The 24,237-nt window shown below is 53.3% G+C and carries 23 protein-coding genes; 3 read left to right on the forward strand and 20 right to left on the reverse strand.

The window, feature by feature from the left end:
* Nucleotides 1–225 precede the first annotated feature (225 nt).
* Together ABLU78_RS03910 and ABLU78_RS03915 are read left to right on the forward strand one after the other, a co-directional pair.
* Entirely contained in the window at nt 226–810 is a 585-nt protein-coding gene (locus ABLU78_RS03910; protein WP_162866936.1) for a hypothetical protein, read from the forward strand.
* Nucleotides 811–847: 37 nt separating this feature from the next.
* Nucleotides 848–1,414, forward strand: a complete 567-nt coding sequence (locus tag ABLU78_RS03915; RefSeq protein WP_015369022.1) for an NADPH-dependent FMN reductase — start codon at nt 848–850, stop codon at nt 1,412–1,414.
* A 45-nt stretch (nt 1,415–1,459) separates the two neighbouring features.
* On the opposite strand, the gene ABLU78_RS03920 is transcribed toward ABLU78_RS03915, so the two are convergent.
* Nucleotides 1,460–2,797 (reverse strand): NCS2 family permease, encoded by a 1,338-nt coding sequence (locus ABLU78_RS03920; RefSeq protein WP_015369021.1) that lies wholly within the window; start codon nt 2,795–2,797, stop codon nt 1,460–1,462.
* Nucleotides 2,798–2,967: 170 nt separating this feature from the next.
* Here ABLU78_RS03920 and yieH point away from each other — a divergent pair, with 170 nt between their 5' ends.
* Nucleotides 2,968–3,633, forward strand: a complete 666-nt coding sequence (gene yieH, locus ABLU78_RS03925) for a 6-phosphogluconate phosphatase (RefSeq protein WP_032713001.1) — start codon at nt 2,968–2,970, stop codon at nt 3,631–3,633.
* Nucleotides 3,634–3,702: 69 nt separating this feature from the next.
* Here the strand turns inward: yieH and ABLU78_RS03930 are convergent, their stop codons facing one another.
* The 19 genes from ABLU78_RS03930 to atpI all read right to left on the reverse strand — a co-directional run bounded on the left by ABLU78_RS03930 (nt 3,703) and on the right by atpI (nt 23,796).
* Complete coding sequence (locus ABLU78_RS03930) at nt 3,703–4,422, reverse strand: glucosamine-6-phosphate deaminase (RefSeq protein WP_048229820.1); 720 nt, start codon at nt 4,420–4,422, stop codon at nt 3,703–3,705.
* Nucleotides 4,423–4,471: 49 nt separating this feature from the next.
* Entirely contained in the window at nt 4,472–5,638 is a 1,167-nt protein-coding gene (locus ABLU78_RS03935; protein ID WP_048229818.1) for an alpha/beta hydrolase-fold protein, read from the reverse strand.
* A 41-nt stretch (nt 5,639–5,679) separates the two neighbouring features.
* Nucleotides 5,680–7,314: a carbohydrate porin gene (locus ABLU78_RS03940; RefSeq protein ID WP_045389020.1), complete on the reverse strand. Its 1,635-nt coding sequence runs from the start codon at nt 7,312–7,314 to the stop codon at nt 5,680–5,682.
* 478 nt (nt 7,315–7,792) lie between these two features.
* The gene (gene phoU, locus ABLU78_RS03945) at nt 7,793–8,518 is read right to left on the reverse strand and encodes a phosphate signaling complex protein PhoU (RefSeq protein WP_004145007.1); all 726 of its coding nucleotides are present in this window, start codon (nt 8,516–8,518) and stop codon (nt 7,793–7,795) included.
* A 49-nt stretch (nt 8,519–8,567) separates the two neighbouring features.
* The gene (gene pstB, locus ABLU78_RS03950; protein ID WP_015369015.1) at nt 8,568–9,341 is read right to left on the reverse strand and encodes a phosphate ABC transporter ATP-binding protein PstB; all 774 of its coding nucleotides are present in this window, start codon (nt 9,339–9,341) and stop codon (nt 8,568–8,570) included.
* A gap of 45 nt (nt 9,342–9,386) precedes the next feature.
* Entirely contained in the window at nt 9,387–10,277 is an 891-nt protein-coding gene (pstA, locus tag ABLU78_RS03955; protein ID WP_015369014.1) for a phosphate ABC transporter permease PstA, read from the reverse strand.
* On the reverse strand, nt 10,277–11,236 hold the full coding sequence (gene pstC, locus ABLU78_RS03960) for a phosphate ABC transporter permease PstC (RefSeq protein ID WP_015703914.1): 960 nt from the start codon (nt 11,234–11,236) through the stop codon (nt 10,277–10,279). The genes pstA and pstC overlap by 1 nt, the downstream gene beginning before the upstream one ends.
* 125 nt (nt 11,237–11,361) lie before the next feature.
* Nucleotides 11,362–12,402 carry a phosphate ABC transporter substrate-binding protein PstS gene (gene pstS, locus ABLU78_RS03965; RefSeq protein ID WP_032712997.1) on the reverse strand — a complete coding sequence of 347 codons (1,041 nt, stop codon included), beginning with the start codon at nt 12,400–12,402 and terminating at the stop codon, nt 11,362–11,364.
* 422 nt (nt 12,403–12,824) lie between these two features.
* Nucleotides 12,825–14,654 carry a glutamine--fructose-6-phosphate transaminase (isomerizing) gene (gene glmS, locus ABLU78_RS03970; protein WP_015703916.1) on the reverse strand — a complete coding sequence of 610 codons (1,830 nt, stop codon included), beginning with the start codon at nt 14,652–14,654 and terminating at the stop codon, nt 12,825–12,827.
* A gap of 185 nt (nt 14,655–14,839) precedes the next feature.
* Nucleotides 14,840–16,210 (reverse strand): bifunctional UDP-N-acetylglucosamine diphosphorylase/glucosamine-1-phosphate N-acetyltransferase GlmU, encoded by a 1,371-nt coding sequence (glmU, locus tag ABLU78_RS03975; protein ID WP_048229817.1) that lies wholly within the window; start codon nt 16,208–16,210, stop codon nt 14,840–14,842.
* 703 nt (nt 16,211–16,913) lie between these two features.
* The gene (locus tag ABLU78_RS03980; protein WP_015703917.1) at nt 16,914–17,333 is read right to left on the reverse strand and encodes a F0F1 ATP synthase subunit epsilon; all 420 of its coding nucleotides are present in this window, start codon (nt 17,331–17,333) and stop codon (nt 16,914–16,916) included.
* A 20-nt stretch (nt 17,334–17,353) separates the two neighbouring features.
* The gene (gene atpD, locus ABLU78_RS03985; protein WP_015369008.1) at nt 17,354–18,736 is read right to left on the reverse strand and encodes a F0F1 ATP synthase subunit beta; all 1,383 of its coding nucleotides are present in this window, start codon (nt 18,734–18,736) and stop codon (nt 17,354–17,356) included.
* 26 nt (nt 18,737–18,762) lie between these two features.
* Complete coding sequence (gene atpG, locus ABLU78_RS03990) at nt 18,763–19,626, reverse strand: F0F1 ATP synthase subunit gamma (RefSeq protein ID WP_015369007.1); 864 nt, start codon at nt 19,624–19,626, stop codon at nt 18,763–18,765.
* Between the two features lie 50 nt (nt 19,627–19,676).
* Complete coding sequence (atpA, locus tag ABLU78_RS03995) at nt 19,677–21,218, reverse strand: F0F1 ATP synthase subunit alpha (RefSeq protein ID WP_015369006.1); 1,542 nt, start codon at nt 21,216–21,218, stop codon at nt 19,677–19,679.
* Nucleotides 21,219–21,230: 12 nt separating this feature from the next.
* A complete protein-coding gene (gene atpH / locus ABLU78_RS04000) occupies nt 21,231–21,764 on the reverse strand; it encodes a F0F1 ATP synthase subunit delta (RefSeq protein WP_015369005.1) in 534 nt (177 codons plus the stop codon).
* Nucleotides 21,765–21,778: 14 nt separating this feature from the next.
* On the reverse strand, nt 21,779–22,249 hold the full coding sequence (gene atpF / locus ABLU78_RS04005) for a F0F1 ATP synthase subunit B (protein WP_048229815.1): 471 nt from the start codon (nt 22,247–22,249) through the stop codon (nt 21,779–21,781).
* A 54-nt stretch (nt 22,250–22,303) separates the two neighbouring features.
* Nucleotides 22,304–22,543, reverse strand: coding sequence for a F0F1 ATP synthase subunit C (gene atpE, locus ABLU78_RS04010; RefSeq protein WP_000429386.1), 240 nt, complete (start codon nt 22,541–22,543; stop codon nt 22,304–22,306).
* Between the two features lie 48 nt (nt 22,544–22,591).
* On the reverse strand, nt 22,592–23,407 hold the full coding sequence (gene atpB / locus ABLU78_RS04015; protein ID WP_015369004.1) for a F0F1 ATP synthase subunit A: 816 nt from the start codon (nt 23,405–23,407) through the stop codon (nt 22,592–22,594).
* Nucleotides 23,408–23,415: 8 nt separating this feature from the next.
* Nucleotides 23,416–23,796, reverse strand: coding sequence for a F0F1 ATP synthase subunit I (gene atpI, locus ABLU78_RS04020; RefSeq protein WP_015703918.1), 381 nt, complete (start codon nt 23,794–23,796; stop codon nt 23,416–23,418).
* Between the last annotated feature and the right edge of the window lie 441 nt (nt 23,797–24,237).

Raw genomic sequence — 24,237 nt, forward strand, 5'->3', positions numbered from 1 at the left:
TAAAACCTGCTCATTGTGAGCGATAATATCATTCACAATTTTTATCTCTGACCATTAATCACGGAGCGACGAATGGCAACGCATTTTGCAAGAGGGATACTCAACACCAGGGAGCCGCTATCGACGCGTTTGTCGGCGGCATGTCATCAATCCGCACGTAACCTACCCGAATACCGACAGAGCCGCTATCGCGCCTCGCGTTCGCTGCTCGCAGAACTGCTTTTCATGCTTTATGGTATCGGCGAGCTGCCGGAAATCATCAGCGAACCCAATGGACGGCCCGTATTTCGCGATCCCCACCTTCCCCGCTTTTCCATCTCTTATGCCGGGAATATCGTCGGCGTAGCGCTGACGACCGAAGGTGACTGCGGTCTCGATATGGAACTGCAGCATGCCTCGCGTGGCGTCCATCCGCTACATGCCGCCGATCGCTATGTCTTCAATAGCAATGAGAATTTATGGATTAACATCCAGCACGATCCGGATGAAGCCCGCGCCCAACTGATGGCGCTGCGCCGCAGCGTGCTGAAGCTCACCGGTGAAGCCCCCGTGCGAGTACAACTGCTGCCGGGGTCTGGTCGCCTGCGTACCGCTGGCACCCAATCGATTGAAGCCATCTGTGATGCTGAAACGTTGCTGGTGTGGTCAATCGCCGTCACCCCGAATATCGGGCCGCTGAAGGTCTGGGAATTTGATAGTAAAGAGGGCTGGCGCTGCCTGCCTGATGCGCAAACGCGCGCCAAAGAGACTGACGCGCGCCTGATGCGCTTTACCAGCTTACCGGTAGAAAAAGTATTCTCCCTCAACTGACCGGTTTAGCCGGCCATCATGATGCAAAGGAGCACTCATGTCTGATACGTTGAAAGTTGTTACGTTACTCGGAAGTCTGCGCAAAGGTTCTTTTAATGCCATGGTTGCGCGTACGCTGCCAGGCATTGCGCCTGCGGGCATGGAAATCTCCGCGCTGCCGTCGATCGGCGATATCCCGCTGTACGATGCCGATATCCAACAGGAAGAGGGGTTCCCGCAGAGCGTGCAGGCGATCGCGAAACAAATCCGCGAAGCGGACGGCGTGGTGATCGTTACCCCGGAATATAACTACTCGGTACCCGGCGGCCTGAAGAACGCCATCGACTGGCTCTCGCGTCTGCCGGAACAGCCGCTGGCCGGTAAGCCGGTGCTGATCCAGACCAGCTCAATGGGCGCTATCGGCGGGGCTCGCTGCCAGTATCATCTACGCCAGATTCTGGTCTTCCTTGATGCGATGGTCATGAACAAGCCGGAATTTATGGGCGGCGTGATTCAGAACAAAGTCGATCCGCAGGCGGGTGAAGTGGTCGATCAGAGCACGCTGGACCATCTGCGCGGCCAGCTGACCGCCTTTGGCGATTATATTCAGCGGGTTAAAGCATAAAAAAAGCCCGGCAGCGATGCCGGGCCATTTCATCATGCGTGCAGATCAATGCGCATCGATAAAGACAATTTTCAGCACGAACAGCAGCGAAACGATGATCACGCACGGGCTGAGTTCACGCAGACGGCCGGTACCAATCTTCATCACGCAGTAGGAAATAAAGCCCAGGGCGATACCTTCGGTGATCGAGAAGCTGAACGGCATCATCACCGCGGTGATAAACGCCGGTACCGCTTCCGTCAGGTCATCCCACTTCACGCGCGCCAGGCTTGAGGTCATCAGCACGCCAACGTAAATCAGCGCCCCAGCGGCGGCATAGGCCGGAACCATCCCCGCCAGCGGCGACAGGAAGATGACCAGCAGGAACAGGATACCTACGACAACGGCGGTCAGGCCAGTACGCCCGCCAACCGAAACGCCGGAGGAGGATTCGATATAGGCCGTAACCGAAGAGGTGCCAATAAAGGAGCCGGCAACAGACGACACGCTATCGACGAACAACGCCTGCTTCATGCGTGGGAATTTACCCTGCGCATCTGCCAGCCCGGCTTTATCGGTGACGCCAATCAGGGTGCCGGAGGAGTCGAACAGGTTAACCAGCATGAACGAGAAGATCACGCCCGCCAGGCCAAGGTTCAGCGAACCAGCCAGATCGACCTGACCCACAACCGAGGTTACGCTCGGCGGCGCGGAGACGATGCCGGTATAGTGCACATCGCCGAGCATCCAGCCCAACAGGGTGGTGACGACGATGGAGACCAGCACGGCGGCATGAATATTACGCGATGCCAGGATAGCGATAATAAAGAATCCGAGCACGCCCAGCAGCACGCTGTGGGAAGTCAGGTTGCCGATGCTGACCAACGTGTCCTGGTTCGCCACGATAACGCCGGCGTTCTTCAGGCCCATCATGCCGATAAACAGCCCGATACCGCTGGTGATACCCACGCGCAGGCTCACCGGGATATTGGCAATCATCCAGTAGCGTACGCGGAAGAGGGTCAGCAGCAGCAGGCCAACGGCGCCCCAGAAAATCGCGCCCATACCCACCTGCCACGGCAGGCCCATCGCCTGAACTACCACGAAGGCAAAGAAGGCATTCAGACCCATCGCTGGCGCCAGCGCCACCGGCAGATTCGCGAACAGACCCATCAGAATGCTGCCGAAGGCCGCGATCAGACAGGTGGTCACAAAGACAGCGCTGGTATCCATACCCGCCACGCCAAGAATTTGTGGGTTCACGAAGACGATGTAGACCATCGTCAGGAACGTGGTGAAACCGGCGATCGCTTCAGTGCGCACCGTGGTGCCGTGCTCGCGCAGTTTAAATACGCGCTCCAGCAGACCCTGGCCAGAAGACTGGCTGGTTGGTTGTTGACTCATTATCGGTTTCCGAACGTAAAGGAGGGAAAATTCGAGGCTATCCTATACCAAATTACGGCACCAGGCGCGGTTGTATGGTAATTTTTTTCATTTATTTTGCTTATACGGCAACGATTGCGTCGCGGCATTGAGCATTACGAAAACGTTAAACTTGTTAAACTGGAAAGAGTATGACCCAACCACAAGCAGTATTTTTCGATTGTGACGGCACGCTGGTCGATAGCGAGGTGATTTGCTCACGCGCCTATGTTCACATGTTTCAGGAATTCGGTATTACGCTGGATTTAGCCGAAATTTTTAAGCGCTTCAAGGGCGTTAAGCTGTACGAGATTATCGACACCATCAACGCTGAATATGGCGTTAACCTGCAGAAAGAGACTCTGGAGCCGGTGTATCGCGCCGAAGTCGCCCGTCTGTTCGATAGCGAGCTGGAGGTCATCCCCGGCGCCGCTGCGCTGCTGGACGCGGTGAAGATCCCCATGTGCGTGGTGTCGAATGGCCCGGTCAGTAAAATGCAGCATTCGCTCGGTAGAACGCAGATGCTGCACCACTTCCCAGACCGGCTGTACAGCGGTTACGACATTCAGCGCTGGAAACCCGACCCGGCGCTGATGTTCCATGCGGCAGAGGCCATGCAGGTACAAGTCGAAAACTGTATTCTGGTCGATGATTCCAGCGCGGGAGCCCAATCAGGAATTGCCGCGGGTATGGAAGTCTTTTACTTCTGCGCCGACCCGCACAACCAACCGATCGATCATCCGAAAGTAACGACCTTTACCGATTTAGCTGAGCTGCCGGCATTGTGGAGAGCGCGTGGCTGGGATATTACTCGTTAAGACCCGACGTCACTACGCTCGGTCGGGCTACGGTTGGTCACAACGGTAGCCCCGCTGGCCAGCGGCTTTTTAGTGCTGCAATTCCGCCGCAGCCGCTTTATCCGCAATAATCACCAACGAAGGGTGCAACTTGAGTACAGAGGCCGGCACCAGTTCGCTGACCGGGCCTTCCACCACCTGCTTTAGCGCTTGCGCCTTTGCCGCACCGCTGACAATCAGCAGCAGGTTTTTTGCCGCCATCACGCTTTTCGGCCCCATGGTGACATAGCTATCCGGCACCACATTGAAATCGCCCCCCATTTCGCCGTTCGCGACAATGCCAATCAGCTCCCCCTGAATCGGTACTTCGATCGTCTCATCATGAAAACGTGTAGTGTTCGGCAGGTTGCCGCAAAAATGGCCGTCGGCGCCCAGCCCCAGCACGACCAGGTCAAGACCGCCGGCCTCTTCGAGGCGGCGATCGTGTTGAGCCGCGTTCTCCAGCGTCAATTTATGGATGTTCTCTTCTTTGATTTGCGCTGGAGTAAAAAACAGCTGGCGCAGGTTGGAAATCGTCACCCCTTCACGCTGCTGGCCGCGAAAAGGAATCTCATCAAAGTTGTAATAGTGAACCCGATCATAGAATGATTTCCCTTTGATGGCGGCGGTCAAATGCTCATACATGCGCTTTGGCGTACTCCCCGCCGTCACCGCCAGATTCATCCGTCGCGGCACCGTGATATAGCCTAAAAGATGATGGCAGGCGACCAGGCTCATCTCTTCATAATCTTCCGTCACAATCAATTTCATCTCATCTTCCTTTACTGGTTGAGACAGGGGGCGCCATGCCCCCTGACGGTTATTTAAAGAGCTTTTGCACAAACTCGGCATAGGCCGGACGCCAGACGTCCATTTCATGATTCAGGCCAGGATAAGAGTGGTAATCAAATTTGATCTTCTGCTTTTCCAGTTCGCTTTTCAGGCCGGCAATATCTTTGCCAGTGACGGAGTCTTTTTCGCCAACCACCAGCGTAAAGTTACGCAGTTGCTTATTGATAGCGTCAGGGTTATTCAATTGCGCCTCCACGCCAGCATCGGGAACCGTGGTTGTCGTAACCCCGCTAAAGGTGGCAAGCCACCCGAAGCTCTCAAGATGGTTCATCCCGGACACCAGCGCCTGATAACCGCCCTGCGACAGCCCCGCCAGCGCCCGGCCGTTGGCATCTTTACGCACGTTAAATCGGGAATCGATCAGCGGAATGATGTCGTGCATCAATTCGTTGTCTGCGGCTTTCGCATTGAGTGGATAGAAGTTTTTACGCCGCTCCTGCGGCGGGAAGTTTTCCGCGATCGCTTGTGGAATATCGGTTTCGGTATCCGGCACCACCACCAGCATCGGCTTGATTTTGCCCTCCGCCAGCAGGTTATCCATCATTTGCGGAATGCGTCCCTGATCGATGGCCGACAGGCCGCTATCGCCAAAACCGTGGTAGAAATAGAGCACCGGCAACGGTTCGCCGCTGCCGTTATAGCCCGGCGGCGTCCAGACATAGACGCGGCGTTCTGACTTAAGCGCCGTCGAATGGTAGGTGGCGGTACGCAGATCGCCGTGCGGGACTGCCCGATCGTCAAGAATGCTGCCGGGCACCAGGATCAGGCTGGTATTCACCTGGCGCTGCGGCTTCTGATAACGGCTGCCGGTATCGACAGAACGAAAACCGTCCACGTCGAAGTAGTACTCATAAAGATTGGCGGCCAGGCGATCGCTCTTCCACGTCCATATGCCCTGGGTATCTTTGGTCATGTCATGAGAGACAAAGGTATCCGGCGTCGACCCCGTGACGACGGAAACGCGCCTGGCATCGGGGGCAAATAACCGGAAAGTCACACTGTTATCCGTATTCACCTGAGTAATATATTGGCTGACAGGAATGGCGGCATCAGGCATCGTCGGCAGCGGCGCGGCGTGCGCCGTAAATGTGGCGCCAGCCAGCGCCAGGGTGAAGTAGATTGCATGTCGTTTCATCTTGATTCCTTTTACGTTTTTATGAGCAGGCGCTTGCGGCCTTACCACCAAATTTCGGCCTGCGCGCCGAGTGCGAATTGGTCGTTCTTGCCATCTTCAAAAACCGCGGTGGTATTGTTAGCGGCCTTATCCAGGTCGATATCTTCGGCTTTAATATAAGTCGCATAAAAACGGATTTCCGGGCGCGAGGTCAGCATACTGGTATTAACTTTGAAGGTATGGAATAAGGTGGTCTTATAACCGGATTCGTTATATTTCTTTCCCGTCACATCTTTGTTCTGCTGTTTGAAGTAGCCCAACTCAACGCCGGTCTGATTATATTTATTCCAGATATATGCCGGGCGAACCACGGCGCGAATAGATTCAAAATCCGAATGGGCGCCGGTTTCGTAGCTATAGACGTCATTACCAAATGAGTAGACGATCGCATTCGCCATAATGACATCATCACGCAAATAGGTTTCCCCCTGCGAGGTTAAGCGCACGGCGGTGCCGTTGGTATGATCGCCATAATAGCGCCCATTGTTGGTGGTATACGGGCTCGAACCGGCATAGCGCGAGAAGCTGCTGGCAATGGAGTTGTTCGCCAGTAATAATGAAAATTCGTTAAAGCCGCCGTTATCAAATTTCTGCGTTAACGAGGTTCCCACCATCCAGGTATCTTTCCATTGGTAGTAACCTTCATTCCCCTCTTTATATTTCTCTGATGAGCTTTGATTGGCGGCGACATAGCGCCCGCTGACCATCAGCGAGGCTTTGTCCCACAGCGGAATATCTTTGTAACGCACATCCAGGGTATTGGTATTAATTTGCTGCTTATTAGTCAAAGAGCGGTCGTAATCATCAATATCTTCGCGCACCAGCGCGATATCAAATTTACCGGCGCCCACTTTCCAGTTTTCAAGCCCTACGCCAGCTGCCGCATCGGTTCTTTGTGTTTTCCAGTCCAGCATCTGGATCTCGATTTTCGGCGCACCGTGCTTACCGACCCAAAAATCCGCTTCCGGGGCAAACGGCAAAAAGCCTTTAGTGTTGACGTACATATCCGAGAACTGAAGGTAGTTTTCGCCGCCGGCGTTGTCGCCAAACCAGCCGGCAGAATATTGCTGACCCACGTTGCCATCGAGCATCACGATGGCGTCCACACGTTTGTCGCCTTCCTGAAAAACACGCTGTTTAAGCTGTAAATCAAACCAGCCGGAATACTCGTTCCCCAAACGGCCAAGCGAGCCGATGGCCCACGATTTTGGCGAGCCGTGCGAGGCAGTTCCCCAGCCAGAACGGTAATAGCCGTTATAGCTAAAGCCAATTTCATCTTTTACAAACTTGCTAAAATCTTTCAGCGTCATGGCGCTATAGGCTGGCTCACCGCCCTGCGCCGGCTGTTCATTTTTGACCAGTACCGCGTCTGGCTTAACGGCCGCTTGGGTCGCCGTAGGCGCTTTCGCACTCTGGCTCTTCTGGCTATTTACCGGTTGCGACCAGGCGGCCCAAACCTGGTTTCTTTTTTTCTCCTGATCCTGATATTTCTTGAGTTCTTTTTGCGTGTCCTGAAGCGCTTTTTCCAGAAGCTCCAATCGTTGTTCAACCGTAAGCTGTCCGGCAATAAGATTTGTTGAATAACAAAGCGGCGCCAGCAAAACCATCGCCGAAGCGATCATATTTCTTCTAATCATAATAATCCCTTATATAAGCATTGGCGTAAATAAAACACGTAACGAATAAATAGCGTTATGTTTTTAATAAACTGCATTAATACCATTCCACGTAACTGCAGCTTTTATTTTCATGCCGAATAAGTGGCAAAAAAAACCTGAAGGAGACCATCTGCATTAACAGATAATCCTCTTCAGGTTTTGCCCGCTCATTGCGGTAGCAACCCTTATCAGCAAACCATTCAGCGTCTAAAACAAAAAAAAACCTGACATCGCCGTCTGGGGCAATATCAGGTTTTGCCTGCTGTCGCAGTAACAATCCATTTTAACCATCTGAGCTTCAGCGCTCAGTCAGTGAGAAGGATTGTTACGCGAGAAAATTTAAAACTCAAATAGCCAGAGTATTAATTGTGACGAAAATCGCAGCAATATTTCAGAGATGCGCAAAATCATAGTCGATTCTGATAATTTCCTTTACCAGAATCGGCCACCATGATTTTTACTCTTTCGGATCTTTACCCGCGAGTAGTTTATCCAGTTCGTCGCCGCCTACGTGACGGAAATCCTGGCCTTTAACGAAGTAGAAAATATATTCGCAGATATTCTGGCAGCGATCGCCGATACGCTCGATGGAGCGCGCGCAGAATAATGCGGTCAGGACGCTCGGAATAGTACGTGAATCTTCCATCATATAGGTCATCAGTTGACGCACGATGCCTTCATATTCCTGATCGACTTTCTTGTCTTCGCGATAGATACGTACCGCTTCATCAAGATCCATACGCGCAAAGGCATCCAGCACATCATGCAGCATCTGCACGGTATGGCGGCCTAGCGACTCCAGGCTCACCAGCAGCGGTTGGTGCTGCTGGGAAAACTTCTCCAGCGCGGTGCGGCAGATTTTATCCGCCACGTCGCCAATACGTTCCAGCTCGGCGATAGTCTTGATGATCGCCATCACCAGCCGCAGGTCGCTGGCGGTCGGCTGACGTTTAGCGATGATGCGCACGCAGGCCTCGTCGATCGCCACTTCCATCATATTGACCTGCTTGTCGCCATCGATTACGCGCTTCGCCAGATCGCTGTCCTGATTGTGCATCGCGGTGATCGCATCAGAAAGCTGTTGCTCCACCAGCCCACCCATGGTCATTACCTGGGTGCGAATGTACTCCAGTTCGGCGTTGAACTGGCCGGAAATATGTTTATTAAGATTTAAGTTATCCATGATGTCTCCTGATTGCCCATCGGGTTAGCACCTGAAAGCAGAAGGGCAATCAACCGTAGCGGCCAGTAATATAATCTTCAGTTTGCTTCTTAGCGGGCTTGGTAAACAGATCGTCCGTGTTGCTGAATTCAATCAGCTCGCCGAGATACATAAATGCCGTATGGTCGGAACAACGCGCAGCCTGCTGCATGTTGTGGGTAACGATAACGACGGTGTAATCCTGCTTCAGCTCGGTGATAAGTTCCTCGATGCGCCCGGTGGAGATCGGGTCCAGCGCTGAGCAAGGTTCATCGAGCAGCAGCACTTCCGGGCGAATCGCGATACCGCGGGCGATACACAGACGCTGCTGCTGACCACCGGAGAGAGAATACCCGCTCTGGTGCAGTTTATCTTTGGTTTCATTCCATAATGCGGCTTTGGTCAACGCCCACTGTACGCGCTCGTCCATATCGGCGCGCGACAGCTTCTCGAACAGACGCACGCCGAAGGCGATGTTGTCGTAGATAGACATCGGGAACGGCGTCGGCTTCTGGAATACCATCCCCACCTTCGCGCGCAGCAGCGCGATATCCTGGGTATTGGTGAGAATATTGTCGCCATCGAGCAGAATTTCGCCTTCCGCACGCTGCTCCGGGTACAGCTCAAACATCTTGTTGAACGTACGCAGCAGAGTGGATTTACCGCAGCCTGACGGGCCGATAAACGCCGTCACCTGGTTCTTAGCGATATCCAGGTTGATGTTCTTCAGGGCATGGAATTTGCCGTAGTAGAAGTTCAGGTCACGAACTGAAATTTTACCCGGATTCGCGTTCACCATACTCATCTCAATCTCTTCCTCATTCGGCGCCGCTTAGGCCGCGCCGCAAAATTAACCGTGTTTCTTCTTCGCGAAGACAACGCGCGCCAGAATATTCAGCAGCAAGACGCACAGGGTAATAATCAATACCCCGGCCCATGCCAGTTGCTGCCATTCCGCGAACGGACTCATGGCAAATTTAAAAATGGTCACCGGCAGGTTGGCGATCGGCTGCATCATATCGGTGCTCCAGAACTGGTTGGAGAGCGCGGTGAACAGCAGCGGCGCCGTCTCCCCGGCGATACGGGCAATGGCCAGCAGGATACCGGTCATAATGCCGGATACCGACGCCTTAAGGGTGATCGCGGAAATCATCTTCCACTTCGGCGTCCCCAGCGCATAGGCTGCTTCACGCAGGCTATCCGGCACCAGCTTCAGCATGTTTTCAGTGGTACGAATCACGATTGGCACCTGCAGCAGCGCCAGCGCGATAACGCCCGCCCAGCCGGAGAAGTGCTGCATCTGCGCCACCACGATGGTGTAGACGAACAGCCCCACGACGATAGATGGCGCGGAAAGCAGAATATCGTTAATAAAGCGGATGATTTCCGCCAGTACCGACTTTCTGCCGTACTCCGCCAGATAGATACCGGCCATGATACCCAGCGGCGTACCAAAAACGGTCGCCCACAGGATCAGCAGGCCGCTGCCCGCCAGGGCGTTCGCCAGACCGCCGCCCGCGGTATTCGGCGGCGGCGTCATTTCGGTAAACAGCGCCAGACTCATGCCGTCGATGCCACGCGTAATGGTCGACATCAGGATCCAGATAAGCCAGAAGAGGCCAAACGCCATGGTCGCCATTGACAGGGTCAGGGCGATGCGGTTCTTCAGGCGGCGCTTAGCCTGCATCTTGCGACGGGATTCCGCCAGCGCGGCGGTGGTTTGCAATTCGATCGTTGCCATTAGCGTGCCCCCTCGTTCTTAGCGAGACGCATAATCATGAACTTCGACGCGGCCAGAACGATAAAGGTGATAACGAACAGGATCAGACCCAGTTCCATCAGCGCCGCTACGTGCAGGCCGCTTTCCGCTTCCGCGAATTCATTGGCCAGCGCCGAGGTAATACTGTTGCCCGGCATATACAGTGAAGCGCTGTCGAGCTGATAGGTGTTACCGATAATAAAGGTGACGGCCATGGTTTCACCCAGCGCGCGGCCCAGGCCGAGCATGACGCCGCCAATCACCCCGTTTTTGGTGAACGGCAGCACGATGCGCCAAATTACCTCCCACGTGGTGCAGCCGATCCCATATGCGGACTCTTTCATCATCACCGGCGTCTGCTCGAAGACGTCACGCATTACGGCGGCGATATAAGGAATGATCATGATGGCCAGAATGACGCCGGCCGCCAGGATGCCGATACCGAACGCCGGGCCGGCAAACAGCGCGCCGACAAACGGGATCGTCGAAAGGACGTTGCCGACTGGTTCCTGGAAGTAAGTCGCAAACAGCGGAGCAAAAATAAACAGGCCCCACATGCCGTATACGATACTCGGGATTGCCGCCAGCAGCTCAATAGCGATACCCAGCGGGCGTTTTAGCCAGGCCGGGGAGAGTTCAGTCAGGAACAGCGCGATGCCGAAGCTCACCGGAACGGCGATCAACAACGCGATAATTGAGGTAACCAGAGTCCCGTAAATCGGTACCAGCGCACCGAAGATTTCATTCGGCGCATCCCACTCTTTGGTCCACAAAAAGGAAAAGCCAAATTTCTGAATACTTGGCCATGAAGAGATGATGAGGGAAACGATGATGCCACCCAGCATCAATAGCACAATCAGCGCAGCCAGTTTCACCAGCGCGCTGAAGATCATGTCACCCTTTTTCCCCGGAGGGTTGAATGCCGGCTTGGTTGCAGCCATAGGTTACTCTTTAAGTTCGGGCCCAAAAAGCCAGCATTTTACTGAGCTTACGGGCAAAGGTAATGCTATACCCGAAATAATTCGAGCTGCAGGAAGCTAGCCGGCAGCTCGACATTCCGCGGGTATTAGTACAGCGCTTTACCGCTGCTGTCTTTCACGTTAGTTTTCCATGCGGCGCGAACCTGCTCAACCACGCTGTCCGGCAGGCTGGCGTAATCCAGCGCATTCGCTTCTTTGCCGCCGTTTTTATATGCCCAGTCGAAGAACTTCAGCACTTCCGCGGTATTCTCCGGCTTATTGGAGGCCTTGTGGACGAGGATGAAAGTGGTTGAGGTGATCGGCCATGCATTTTCACCTTTCTGGTTAGTCAGGTCCTGAGCGAAGGACTTGCTCCAGTCGATACCTTTCGCCGCATTAGCGAAGTTATCTTCCGTCGGGCTGACCGGTTTGCCGTCAGCGGACAGCAGTTTGGTGTAGGCCAGGTTATTCTGCTTAGCGTAAGCATACTCGACGTAGCCGATAGCGCCCGGCAGACGCTGAACGAAGGCTGCGATACCGTCGTTGCCTTTACCGCCCAGGCCGGTTGGCCAGTTTACGGTAGAGCCTGAGCCAATTTTAGATTTCCACTCTTCGTTCACTTTCGCCAGATAGCTGGTGAAGACGAAGGAAGTACCGGAACCATCCGCGCGGCGAACCACTGCGATGTTCTGAGCCGGCAGCTTCAGGCCAGGGTTGAGTTTAGCGATCGCTTCGTCATCCCATTTTTTGATTTTGCCCAGATAGATGTCGCCGAGGGTTTTACCATCGAGCACCAGCTCGCCGGATTTAACGCCCGGCAGGTTAACCGCCAGTACCACGCCGCCGATAACGGTCGGGAACTGGAACAGGCCTTCCTGCGCCAGTTTGTCATCAGCCAGAGGAGCATCAGAAGCACCGAAATCCACGGTGTTGGCAATAATCTGTTTAACGCCGCCAGAGGAACCGATACCCTGGTAGTTAACTTTATTGCCCGTTTCTTTCTGATAGGTATCAGCCCATTTGGCATACACCGGAGCAGGGAAAGTTGCACCTGCGCCAGTCAGGCTTGCTGCTGCGAAAGCAGAGAAAGCGCTCATCGATAAGGTCGCGGCGACAACTGTTGCGACGGTGGTACGCATAACGTTCATAATGTCTCCTGCTGGGATTCGTAAACCGTTGTTTCGAAGCTATGGTGAGCAAAATAGGACAAACAGGTGACAGTAAAATGTACGAATTATGACAGTTTTATGACATACCAGGGCAAAGTAAGACAAGCCAAAATAAAATAAATTATATCAATGAATTACGATTTTATCTTTTGGTCATATGACAGGAAGATTTGGCTTTTATTACATGATTATGGATAGCGTAAAATCATCTGGCAACATTGAGATGTTGGGCAACTCACTCCTATAAAGATGGTTTTTTTATAAGCAATGGCGGTAACTCTATCCGCAAACACACAATCAACAGTTAATAGCTTAATAGCTGATAAAAAAAATCCGGCATCCCTTTGCAGAAATACCGGATTATAGCGTCACTCAAAAGAGTGTCGGTCCGTACAGCCTGATTACTCTACGGTCACCGATTTCGCCAGGTTACGCGGCTGGTCAACGTCGGTACCTTTGATCAGCGCAACGTGATAAGCCAGCAGCTGCAGCGGCACGGTGTAGAAGATCGGCGCAATCACCTCTTCGACATGCGGCATCTCGATGATGTGCATGTTGTCGCTGCCGCTGAAACCGGCGTCTCCATCGGCGAAGACGTACAGTTCACCGCCGCGGGCGCGAACTTCTTCAATATTGGATTTCAGTTTTTCCAACAGTTCGTTGTTCGGCGCCACAACGATGACCGGCATTTCGGCATCAATCAGCGCCAGCGGGCCGTGTTTCAGCTCGCCCGCCGCATAAGCTTCAGCATGAATGTAGGAGATCTCTTTCAGCTTCAGCGCCCCTTCCAGCGCGATCGGGTACTGATCGCCGCGGCCAAGGAACAGCGCGTGATGCTTATCGGAGAAACGTTCCGCCAGCTGTTCGATGCGCTTATCCTGCGACAGCATCTGCTCGATACGGTTCGGCAGCGCCTGCAGGCCATGCACGATATCCTGCTCGATAGCCGCATCCTGGCCCTTGAGACGCGCCAGTTTCGCCACCAGCATCAACAGCACGGTCAGCTGAGTGGTAAAGGCTTTGGTCGATGCCACGCCGATTTCGGTACCGGCTTTGGTCATCAACGCCAGGTCAGACTCGCGCACCAGCGAGGAGCCCGGAACGTTGCAGATAGCCAACGACCCCAGATAGCCAAGCTCTTTAGAGAGACGCAGCGCCGCCAGGGTATCCGCCGTCTCACCGGACTGGGAGAGGGTGATCATCAGGCTGTTGCGACGCACCGCGGATTTGCGGTAGCGGAATTCCGAAGCAATCTCGACATCACACGGCACACCGGCTAACGCTTCGAACCAGTAACGGGAGACCATCCCGGAGTTATACGAGGTTCCGCAGGCAACAATCTGGATATGCTCAACCTGCGACAGCAGCGCGTTGGCATTCGGCCCCAGCTCGCTGAGATCGACCTCGCCATGGCTGATGCGCCCGGTCAGGGTGTTCTTAATCGCGTTCGGCTGCTCGTAAATCTCTTTCTGCATATAGTGGCGATAAATCCCCTTATCACCGGCGTCATACTGCAGATTAGATTCGATCTCCTGGCGATTCACTTCCGCGCCGGATTTATCGAAAATCACCACCGTACGACGGGTAACTTCGGCAATATCGCCCTCTTCGAGGAAGATAAAGCGGCGGGTCACCGGCAGCAGCGCCAGCTGGTCAGAAGCGATAAAGTTTTCGCCCATGCCCAGGCCAATAACCAGCGGGCTGCCTGAGCGTGCCGCCAGCAGCGTCCCCGGATCGCGGGTATCCATGATCACCGTACCATAGGCGCCACGCAGCTGCGGGATTGCACGCAGTACGGCTTCACGCAAGGTACCGCCCTGTTCCAGCTCCCAGTGCACCAGATGCGCGATAACTTCGGTATCGGTCTCAGAGACGAAGACATAGCCGCGAGACTGCAGCAGGGCGCGCAGCGGCTCATGGTTCTCGATGATCCCGTTATGGACCACCGCAATATGTTCAGAAACATGCGGATGCGCATTGCTCTCAGACGGCTCGCCGTGCGTCGCCCAGCGGGTATGGGCAATCCCGGTACCGCCGTGTAACGGTTGCTCTTCTACCGCCTGAGCCAGCATCTGAACTTTACCGAGACGACGAACGCGGGTCATATGACCTTCGTTATCGACCACAGCCAGACCGGCAGAGTCATAGCCACGGTATTCCAGACGACGTAAACCTTCGAGAAGGATTTCAGCAATATCACGCTGCGCGACTGCGCCAACAATTCCACACATAGTTAAATTTCCTGATAATGGCGATATGCCATGCGTTGTCGCTGACCTGTATTTGCCCTTTACGGGCGCCCCGAGCCTTGTAGAGAGTGGGGTTATTTTTATGGTACTGCCTGCGGACGGGGACCTATATTGATCCTCTCATCCTGGTTTGCCGGGCGATCTCTCACCCGGCGACAATCTAATCACTACTTTTTCTTCACCGGTCGCTGCCAGCCCTGTTTGTGGACCTGCGGCACGCGACTTAGCACCAGTTCGTTGTCAGCTATATTACGCGTGACGGTGGTGCCCGCGGCAATCGTCACGCCATTACCGACGCTGACCGGCGCGACCAGTTGCGTATCAGAACCGACAAACACATCATCGCCGATGATCGTTTTATGCTTATTTGCGCCATCATAGTTACAGGTGATAGTACCCGCGCCGATATTAACGTTGTCGCCAATTTCAGCATCGCCGAGGTAGGAGAGGTGTCCTGCCTTCGAACCTTTGCCCAGACGCGCTTTCTTCATTTCGACAAAGTTGCCGACGTGAGCGCCTTCCAACAGCTCAGCCCCCGGACGCAGACGCGCAAACGGGCCGATGGTGCAGGCGGCCTGCAGCTGCGCATCTTCAACCATGCTATACGGGCTGATTTCGCAGTCATCACCGATGACGCTGTCTTTGATGACGCAGCCGGCGCCGATCTTCACGCGATCGCCCAGCACGACATGACCTTGCAGAATAACGTTAGTATCAATTTCGACATCGCGCCCGTGTTTCAGCACGCCGCGCAGATCGAAACGCGCCGGATCGCGCAGCATCACGCCCGCCAACAGCAGTTTTTCCGCCTGCTCTGACTGATACACTCTTTCCAGACGCGCAAGTTGCAGGCGATTGTTCACCCCTTCAACTTCGCTCAGGCGCTGAGGATGCACCGCAACGATCTCATGACCTTCCTGATGGGCCATCGCGATAATATCGGTGATGTAGTATTCGCCCTGGGCGTTATTGTTGGTGAGCTTCGCCAGCCAGCGTTTCAGGTCCGCGCCGTTAGCAACCAGAATCCCGGTATTGATTTCCTGAATCTGGCGCTGCGCTTCGCTGGCGTCTTTATGCTCAACGATACCTGTCACCTGGCCATTTTCACGCGTGATACGCCCATAACCGGTTGGATCATCCAGCTTCACCGTCAACAGGCCAATACCGCCCTGCGGTTTTGCGGCGCGCAGGCGCTGTAGGGTTTCAACCGAAATCAGCGGCACATCGCCATAGAGCATCAAGATATCTTCATCATCATTGAAGAACGGCGCCGCCTGCTGCATCGCATGGCCGGTACCGAGCTGCTCTGCTTGCAGCACCCAGTTGAGGTTATCTTCATGCAACGTTTGACGCAGCAGATCGCCGCCGTGGCCGTACACCAGGTGTACCGCGGCAGCGCCTAAATCTTTAGCCGCATCAATGACGTGTTGCACCATTGGCTTCCCGGCCAGAGTATGCAGCACCTTAGGAAGATCGGAATACATGCGGGTCCCTTTGCCTGCGGCAAGGATAACCACGCTCATCGCACTGTTTGACATACGCATCCTGACAGCTGTTAGAACGAAAAGTAAAAGCCTTTCACGTTGAAATTGCTACATATTTTTCATCATGAAACGAGACGCGGAGAAAACGTCCAGGCTCAATGCTATACACCATTTTAGGGCGCTATTTTTAACCATCGTAAAACAGTTTAACGCTGAAAAACGATGATAGTGAGGGGAATGACCTTCTATCTCACTGCTTTTGCTGTTTTTTTGTCACCTGAATAAAGCAGTGTTTACCGTTATCGCTGATAAACCGTAAGTTTATAACCTGACAGAATTTTAGCCTGTCCCGGGCGGGAAAGGTCAATGAGTTTGGGCTGGAAAGTGGTTAAAGAGAGGCATAAAAAGCAAAGAGGCCACCCTCGGGTGACCTATTTTCCGTTGTTTCACATCGCATGTGTTGTCGTTTTGATGAGCGATAGTGCGTGAAAGCAGGACGGTAGCGCGGCGATCAGAAGCTCAGGGCGCTAAATTTGGCGATGATTTTGTGGAACAGTTTCATGATGATTTCCAGATTACAGGTGCGGTTTGACAGTATTTTTTGTGATTTGCATCACAAAAATCAGTCTACGCTTCATCATTTAACTAATCAATAACAATTAAGGGGGAGTGTGTTTTGTCCGACGTCACCGCTGTCGTATTAAGCATAAAAAAAGCCAGTCTGTTTCCAGACTGGCTTTTAGCTTTCAAGCCGGTGTTACATCGCTTTTTTGGTCAATTCGATAACGCGCAGTTTAGCGATCGCTTTGGCCAGTTCCGCGGACGCCTGAGCGTAATCCACGTCGCCGTGAGAGCTCTTGATGTGCTCTTCCGCTTTACGTTTCGCTTCCAGGGCTCGCGCTTCGTCGAGATCCTGACCACGAATTGCCGTATCGGCCAGAACGATCACGTTGCCCGGTTGCACTTCAAGAATGCCGCCGGACAGATAGATAAACTCTTCGTGACCGAACTGTTTAACGATGCGAATCATACCAGGCTTAATGGCGGTGAGCAGCGGCGCGTGACCCGGGAAAATACCCAGCTCACCTTCGCTACCCGTTACCTGGATTTTCTCGACCAGGCCAGAGAACATCTGTTTCTCTGCGCTGACGACATCCAGGTGGTAAGTCATTGCCATATCACCCTCCGATTAAGGCGTTAAAGTTTTTTGGCTTTTTCCACGGCTTCTTCGATGGAACCGACCATGTAGAACGCCTGCTCCGGCAGGTGATCGTATTCGCCTTCCATGATGCCTTTAAAGCCACGGATGGTGTCTTTCAGCGAAACGTATTTGCCCGGGGAACCGGTAAATACTTCTGCTACGAAGAACGGCTGGGACAGGAAGCGCTGGATCTTACGAGCGCGAGCTACCACCAGTTTATCTTCTTCAGACAGTTCATCCATACCCAGGATGGCGATGATGTCTTTCAGTTCCTGATAACGCTGCAGCAGGGACTGTACGCCACGCGCGGTGTCGTAGTGTTCCTGACCAACAACCAGCGGATCCAGCTGACGGCTGGTGGAATCCAGCGGGTCAACGGCCGGGTAGATACCCAGAGACGCGATCTGACGGCTCAGTACCACGGTTGCGTCAAGGTGCGCAAAGGTGGTTGCTGGGGATGGGTCAGTCAAGTCATCCGCAGGTACGTATACCGCCTGAACGGAGGTGATAGAACCGGTTTTGGTGGAGGTGATACGTTCCTGCAGAACGCCCATCTCTTCCGCCAGAGTCGGCTGATAACCTACCGCTGAAGGCATACGGCCCAGCAGTGCAGATACTTCAGTACCGGCCAGGGTGTAACGATAGATGTTATCGACGAACAGCAGAACGTCACGACCTTCGTCACGGAATTTCTCAGCCATGGTCAGGCCGGTCAGCGCAACGCGCAGACGGTTTCCCGGCGGCTCGTTCATCTGGCCGTAAACCAGGGATACTTTATCCAGAACGTTGGAGTCGGTCATTTCGTGATAGAAGTCGTTACCCTCACGAGTACGCTCACCAACGCCCGCAAACACGGAGTAACCGGAGTGCTCGATCGCGATGTTACGAATCAGCTCCATCATGTTTACGGTTTTACCTACACCCGCACCACCGAACAGACCAACTTTACCGCCCTTAGCGAACGGACACATCAAGTCGATAACTTTGATGCCGGTTTCCAGCAGTTCCTGAGAGCTGGACAGCTCTTCATAGGAAGGCGCCGCGCGGTGGATAGCCCAACGTTCTTCTTCACCGATGTCGCCTTTCATGTCGATCGGCTGACCCAGGACGTTCATGATACGGCCCAGAGTCGCTTTACCTACCGGGACTTCGATCGGGTGCTCGAGGTCTTTAACTTCCAGACCACGACGCAGACCGTCGGAAGAACCCATGGCGATAGCACGGACTACGCCACCGCCGAGCTGCTGCTGAACTTCCAGCACCAGGCTCTCATTACCATTCTGTACCTCAAGGGCATCGTACACGCGTGGTACGGCATCCTGAGGGAACTCGACGTCGACCACGGCGCCGATTACCTGGACAATCTTTCCAGTAGCCATCTTAAATCCTCTACGAAATAACCTGGTTAAACCGCGGCGGCCCCCGAGACGATCTCGGTGAGTTCCTGAGTAATGCTGGCCTGACGAGCTTTGTTGTATACCAACTGCAGCTCTTTAATCAGGCTGCCGCCATTATCGGTCGCGGCTTTCATCGCCACCATACGGGCGGCCTGCTCGCTGGCCAGGTTTTCTACCACGCCCTGATAAACCTGAGACTCCACATAACGACGCAGGAGGGTATCCAGCAGCGCTTTCGGATCGGGCTCATACAGGTAATCCCAGGACTTACGTTTCAGATCATCATCTTCTGAAGCCGGTAACGGCAGCAGCTGAGTGATGGTCGGAGCCTGAGACATGGTGTTAATAAATTTGTTGCTGACAACGTAAAGCTTGTCCAGACGGCCTTCATCGTAGGCCTGCAACATCACTTTTACCGGGCCGATCAGTTCGGACAGGGACGGGTTATCACCCATACCGGTCACCTGGGCCACAATATTGCCGCCCACGGAGTTAAAGAAAGACACGCCTTTAGAGCCGATCATTGCGAGGTCGCACTGAACGCCTTTATCGGACCATGCTTTCATATCCGCCAGCAGTTTTTTGAACAGGTTAATGTTCAAGCCACCGCACAGACCACGGTCGGTCGACACCACCAGGTAGCCCACGCGTTTAACGTCGCGTTCTTCCAGGTACGGGTGCTTATATTCCAGATTACCGTTCGCAAGGTGACCAATCACTTTGCGCATAGTATCTGCATATGGACGGCTGGCCGCCATGCGATCCTGCGTTTTACGCATTTTGGAGGCGGCGACCATCTCCATCGCTTTGGTGATCTTTTGCGTGTTCTGGACGCTTGCGATCTTACTACGTATCTCTTTTGCGCCGGCCATGAGCTTCTCCTCAATGCCTTGCGGCCTGCCCTAAGGCAAGCCGCCAGACTTTACCAGGACTGGGTTGCTTTGAAGGAGTCGAGGATGCCTTTCAGCTTGCCTTCGATCTCGTCGTTATAGCCACCGGTCTGGTTAATCTCTTGCATCAGCGGAGCGTGGTCACGGTCAACGTAAGCCAGCAGAGCGGCTTCGAAGCTACCGATTTTCGCCAGTTCCACATCTTCGAGGTAACCGCGTTCAGCAGCGAACAGTACCAGACCCTGCTGTGCTACAGACATAGGTGCATACTGTTTCTGTTTCAGCAGTTCGGTCACTTTCTGACCGTGGCTCAGCTGCTTACGAGTCGCTTCGTCCAGATCGGATGCGAACTGAGAGAACGCAGCCAGTTCACGATACTGCGCCAGCGCGGTACGGATACCACCGGACAGTTTCTTGATGATCTTGGTCTGAGCAGCACCACCAACACGGGATACGGAGATACCCGGGTTAACCGCCGGACGAATACCGGAGTTGAACAGGTTGGTTTCCAGGAAGATCTGACCATCGGTAATGGAAATTACGTTGGTCGGAACGAATGCGGAAACGTCACCCGCTTGCGTCTCGATAATCGGCAGCGCAGTCAGGGAGCCGGTTTTACCTTTAACTTCACCATTGGTGAACTTCTCAACGTATTCCGCGTTAACGCGGGATGCGCGCTCCAGCAGACGGGAGTGGAGGTAGAACACGTCGCCCGGGAATGCTTCACGTCCTGGCGGACGACGGAGCAGCAGGGAAACCTGACGGTAAGCAACAGCCTGTTTAGACAGGTCATCGTAAACGATCAGCGCATCTTCACCGCGGTCGCGGAAGTATTCGCCCATTGCGCAACCGGCATACGGCGCCAGGTATTGCAGTGCAGCAGATTCAGAAGCGGTCGCCACAACAACGATAGTGTTGGACAGCGCGCCGTGCTCTTCCAGTTTACGCACCACGTTAGAGATGGTGGAGGCTTTCTGGCCGATAGCTACGTATACGCATTTGATGCCGGAATCACGCTGGTTGATGATCGCATCGATTGCCATCGCGGTTTTACCGGTCTGACGGTCACCGATGATCAGCTCACGCTGGCCACGGCCGATTGGAATCATGGCATCAACAGATTTGTAACCGGTCTGTACCGGCTGGTCTACGGATTGACGATCGATAACGCCCGGAGCGATAACTTCGATTGGCGAGAAGCCATCGTGCTCAACAGGACCTTTACCGTCAATTGGCGCACCCAGGGTGTTCACCACGCGGCCTAACAGACCACGACCGACCGGAACTTCCAGAATACGGCCAGTACACTTAACCTTCATGCCTTCGGCGAGGTCAGCATACGGACCCATCACAACCGCACCAACGGAGTCGCGCTCCAGGTTCAGTGCGATAGCGTAACGGTTACCCGGCAGGGAGATCATTTCACCCTGCATACAATCGGCCAGGCCGTGGATGCGGATAACACCGTCACTTACAGAAACAATAGTACCTTCGTTGTGAGCTTCACTCACAACATTGAACTGAGCAATGCGCTGCTTGATCAGTTCGCTGATTTCGGTGGAATTCAGTTGCATGCTCCAGTCCCCTTAAGACTGCAAGACGTCTGCCAGGCGATCAAGACGGCCGCGTACGCTACCATCAATGACCATATCACCCGAGCGGATGATAACTCCTGCCATAACAGACTTATCGATTTTGCAATTCAGCTTAACTTTGCGTGACAGACGCTTTTCCATCGCGCCGGAGATCTTCGCAAGCTGTTCTTCACTCAGTTGGTTGGCAGAAATAACATCTACCTCTGCGATGGCCTCGCTGGCCGCACGCAGGTGAATGAACTGCTCAAGAACATCCGGGAGCACCTTCAGACGACCATTTTCAGCCATCACCCGAATCAGGTTCTGACCATTTTCGTCGAGTTGCTCGCCGCAGATAGCGATAAACGCATCTGAGAGCGTTTCCGGCGCCAGGGCACCGGAGAGAAGCTCTGCCATTTGTTCGTTTTTAGTCACTTCAGCGGCAAACGCCAGCATATCCTGCCAGCGCTCAACACTTTTGTGTTCGACGGCAAAGTCAAAAGCTGCTTTGGCGTAGGGGCGAGCTACCGTTACAAATTCAGACATCAGCCCCTCCCTCCTTACAGTTCAGCGACAAGTTTATCCACGATGTCGCTGTTAGCAGCTTCATCCACGGAACGTTCGATGATCTTCTCGGCGCCAGCAACAGCCAGGATAGCAACCTGCTTACGCAGTTCTTCGCGAGCACGTTTACGTTCGGCATCGATTTCAGCCTGCGCCTGTGCGACGATTTTGGTGCGTTCCTGTTCTGCTTCAGCTTTAGCTTCGTCCAGAATCTGAGAGCGACGCTTGTTCGCTTGCTCGATGATTACCTGGGCTTCCGCTTTCGCTTTTTTCAGCTGGTCGGTCGCGTTGGCCTGTGCAAGGTCCAAATCTTTCTTAGCGCGTTCTGCAGAAGCTAAACCGTCAGAAATTTCTTTCTGGCGCTTTTCGAGGGCAGCCATTAACGGCGGCCATACGTACTTCATGCAGAACCATACGAAGATAACAAACGCGATGGCCTGGCCGAGGATTGTTGCGTTCATGTTCACAGCACAATACCTCTTAAATTAACTCTGTGGCTTAGGTTTCTTTCGAACAACTTACTACGCGACAGCAAACATCACGTACAGACCCAGACCTACAGCGATCATCGGGATAGCATCCACCAGACCCATAACGATAAAGAACTGAGTACGCAGCAGAGGAATCAGATCCGGTTGACGCGCTGCGCCTTCCAGGAATTTACCCCCGAGGATGCCGATACCGATCGCAGCACCGATTGCCGCCAGACCCATCATCACAGCGGCAGCCATGTACAGCAGATCCATATTCAGGTTTTCCATGACAGTCTCCAGTTTGTTTCAGTTAAAACGTAGTAGTGTTGGTAAAAATCAATGCTCTTCGGATGCCATCGACAGATAGACAATCGTCAGAACCATGAAGATGAAGGCTTGCAGCGTAATAATCAGGATGTGGAAAATGGCCCAAGGCACATTCAGAATCCACTGTGACCACCACGGCAACAGACCAGCAATCAGAATGAAAATCAGCTCACCGGCATACATGTTGCCGAACAGTCGCAGACCGAGAGAAACCGGTTTGGACAGCAGGCTTACCCCTTCAAGGATTAAGTTGACAGGAATGAACGCCCAGTGATTGAACGGCTGCATGGTCAGTTCTTTAACGAACCCACCAACGCCTTTCATTTTGATGCTGTAGAAAATAATCAGGATGAACACGCCAAGCGCCATTGACAGGGTGATGTTCACGTCAGCAGACGGAACCACGCGCAGTGCAGGCAGGCCGAAAATGTGTTCGCCGATATAAGGAATCAGGTCGATTGGCAGCAGGTCCATCAGGTTCATCAGGAATACCCAGACGAACACGGTAAGCGCCAGCGGCGCGATGACCTTGCTCTTGCCATGGTACATGTCTTTGACGCTGCCATGGACGAAGCCGATGATCATTTCGATGAAGGTTTGGAATTTCCCTGGTACGCCGCTGGTCGCTCTCTTAGCAACGCTACGGAACATGGCAAGGAACAGCAGACCGAGAACCACCGAGAAAAACATGGAGTCAATATTGAGCGTCCAGAAGGTGGCTGGGGGGTTGTGCGGATCCACCAGCGAGAATGTACGTAGGTCCAACTGAAGGTTGTTCAGATGGTGTCCTATGTAATCCTGCGGCGTCATATTTTCTGAAGCCATGATGCCTTTTACCCTTTGTTGTTAATTACAGCTGGAGCCAGAATTTGTACCACCAGCACCAAAACCCACGTCACTATCAGCGGCAAAAATACCACTTCAAAAACCGCCAGCGCCATCGCCAGTAGGGCGAAGGTCAGCAACACCTTGAATGCTTCACCGAAGGCGAAGGTCCAGGCCACTCGGCCTTGTGCTGGTGTATGCGCCTGATGGCGCCAGGCAAAAATCATAAACAACGCGTTTGGCAAAACAACTGCCAAACCTCCGCATATGGCGGAGATGCCCCAGAAGGGGTCTTTGAGGCTGAACAGCAGTCCACTTGCTATTACTGCCAGTAACTGAATAAACAGAAGCTTTCGAGCAACGTTTCGACTCACGAGCGACATAGACATCACGTTTTTACTCCTGCTCCCTTCGAGGTATGCCGCGTGTCGTATAAAACGTTCTTTAAGACCAAGAGTCAAGCGTCAAAAAGCGGACAAATTATACGGTGACAACACGTGATTTCAAACATTAAGTAGCAAAATAGTGAATAAATGTTTAATTATTTTCTGAGCGGCAATTTTTCATGCATTTCGTCAATCAGTGAGGGATCAACCAGAAGTGCAAATAATGAGAAAACGCGGCCATTAAAGCGTGCATCAGATCACATAATAAACATTTTCGGCGCAATCGAATTAAATCTGTACAGAATCAGTAAGTTTTCATCTTTTTGATATTCAAGATAAAAAGTGAGGTCTTTTTGTAAAACAACCCCACATACAATAAAAACCTTTTATTGACATTTATAATAAAAATTTAACATCAATATGAACTGACAGTTCATCGATTTT

This window comes from Klebsiella sp. JN_Kp122, from assembly GCF_040062085.1.
Lineage (GTDB): Bacteria > Pseudomonadota > Gammaproteobacteria > Enterobacterales > Enterobacteriaceae > Klebsiella > Klebsiella aerogenes.

Bases quoted from the DNA above. Each gene is read 5' to 3' on its own strand.
- ABLU78_RS03910 (WP_162866936.1), top strand. From the start codon at position 226: ATGCTTTATGGTATCGGCGAGCTGCCGGAAATCATCAGCGAACCCAAT.
- ABLU78_RS03915 (WP_015369022.1), top strand. From the start codon at position 848: ATGTCTGATACGTTGAAAGTTGTTACGTTACTCGGAAGTCTGCGCAAA.
- ABLU78_RS03920 (WP_015369021.1), bottom strand. From the start codon at position 2,797: ATGAGTCAACAACCAACCAGCCAGTCTTCTGGCCAGGGTCTGCTGGAG.
- yieH (WP_032713001.1), top strand. From the start codon at position 2,968: ATGACCCAACCACAAGCAGTATTTTTCGATTGTGACGGCACGCTGGTC.
- ABLU78_RS03930 (WP_048229820.1), bottom strand. From the start codon at position 4,422: ATGAAATTGATTGTGACGGAAGATTATGAAGAGATGAGCCTGGTCGCC.
- ABLU78_RS03935 (WP_048229818.1), bottom strand. From the start codon at position 5,638: ATGAAACGACATGCAATCTACTTCACCCTGGCGCTGGCTGGCGCCACA.
- ABLU78_RS03940 (WP_045389020.1), bottom strand. From the start codon at position 7,314: ATGATTAGAAGAAATATGATCGCTTCGGCGATGGTTTTGCTGGCGCCG.
- phoU (WP_004145007.1), bottom strand. From the start codon at position 8,518: ATGGATAACTTAAATCTTAATAAACATATTTCCGGCCAGTTCAACGCC.
- pstB (WP_015369015.1), bottom strand. From the start codon at position 9,341: ATGAGTATGGTGAACGCGAATCCGGGTAAAATTTCAGTTCGTGACCTG.
- pstA (WP_015369014.1), bottom strand. From the start codon at position 10,277: ATGGCAACGATCGAATTGCAAACCACCGCCGCGCTGGCGGAATCCCGT.
- pstC (WP_015703914.1), bottom strand. From the start codon at position 11,236: ATGGCTGCAACCAAGCCGGCATTCAACCCTCCGGGGAAAAAGGGTGAC.
- pstS (WP_032712997.1), bottom strand. From the start codon at position 12,402: ATGAACGTTATGCGTACCACCGTCGCAACAGTTGTCGCCGCGACCTTA.
- glmS (WP_015703916.1), bottom strand. From the start codon at position 14,654: ATGTGTGGAATTGTTGGCGCAGTCGCGCAGCGTGATATTGCTGAAATC.
- glmU (WP_048229817.1), bottom strand. From the start codon at position 16,210: ATGTCAAACAGTGCGATGAGCGTGGTTATCCTTGCCGCAGGCAAAGGG.
- ABLU78_RS03980 (WP_015703917.1), bottom strand. From the start codon at position 17,333: ATGGCAATGACTTACCACCTGGATGTCGTCAGCGCAGAGAAACAGATG.
- atpD (WP_015369008.1), bottom strand. From the start codon at position 18,736: ATGGCTACTGGAAAGATTGTCCAGGTAATCGGCGCCGTGGTCGACGTC.
- atpG (WP_015369007.1), bottom strand. From the start codon at position 19,626: ATGGCCGGCGCAAAAGAGATACGTAGTAAGATCGCAAGCGTCCAGAAC.
- atpA (WP_015369006.1), bottom strand. From the start codon at position 21,218: ATGCAACTGAATTCCACCGAAATCAGCGAACTGATCAAGCAGCGCATT.
- atpH (WP_015369005.1), bottom strand. From the start codon at position 21,764: ATGTCTGAATTTGTAACGGTAGCTCGCCCCTACGCCAAAGCAGCTTTT.
- atpE (WP_000429386.1), bottom strand. From the start codon at position 22,543: ATGGAAAACCTGAATATGGATCTGCTGTACATGGCTGCCGCTGTGATG.
- atpB (WP_015369004.1), bottom strand. From the start codon at position 23,407: ATGGCTTCAGAAAATATGACGCCGCAGGATTACATAGGACACCATCTG.
- atpI (WP_015703918.1), bottom strand. From the start codon at position 23,796: ATGTCTATGTCGCTCGTGAGTCGAAACGTTGCTCGAAAGCTTCTGTTT.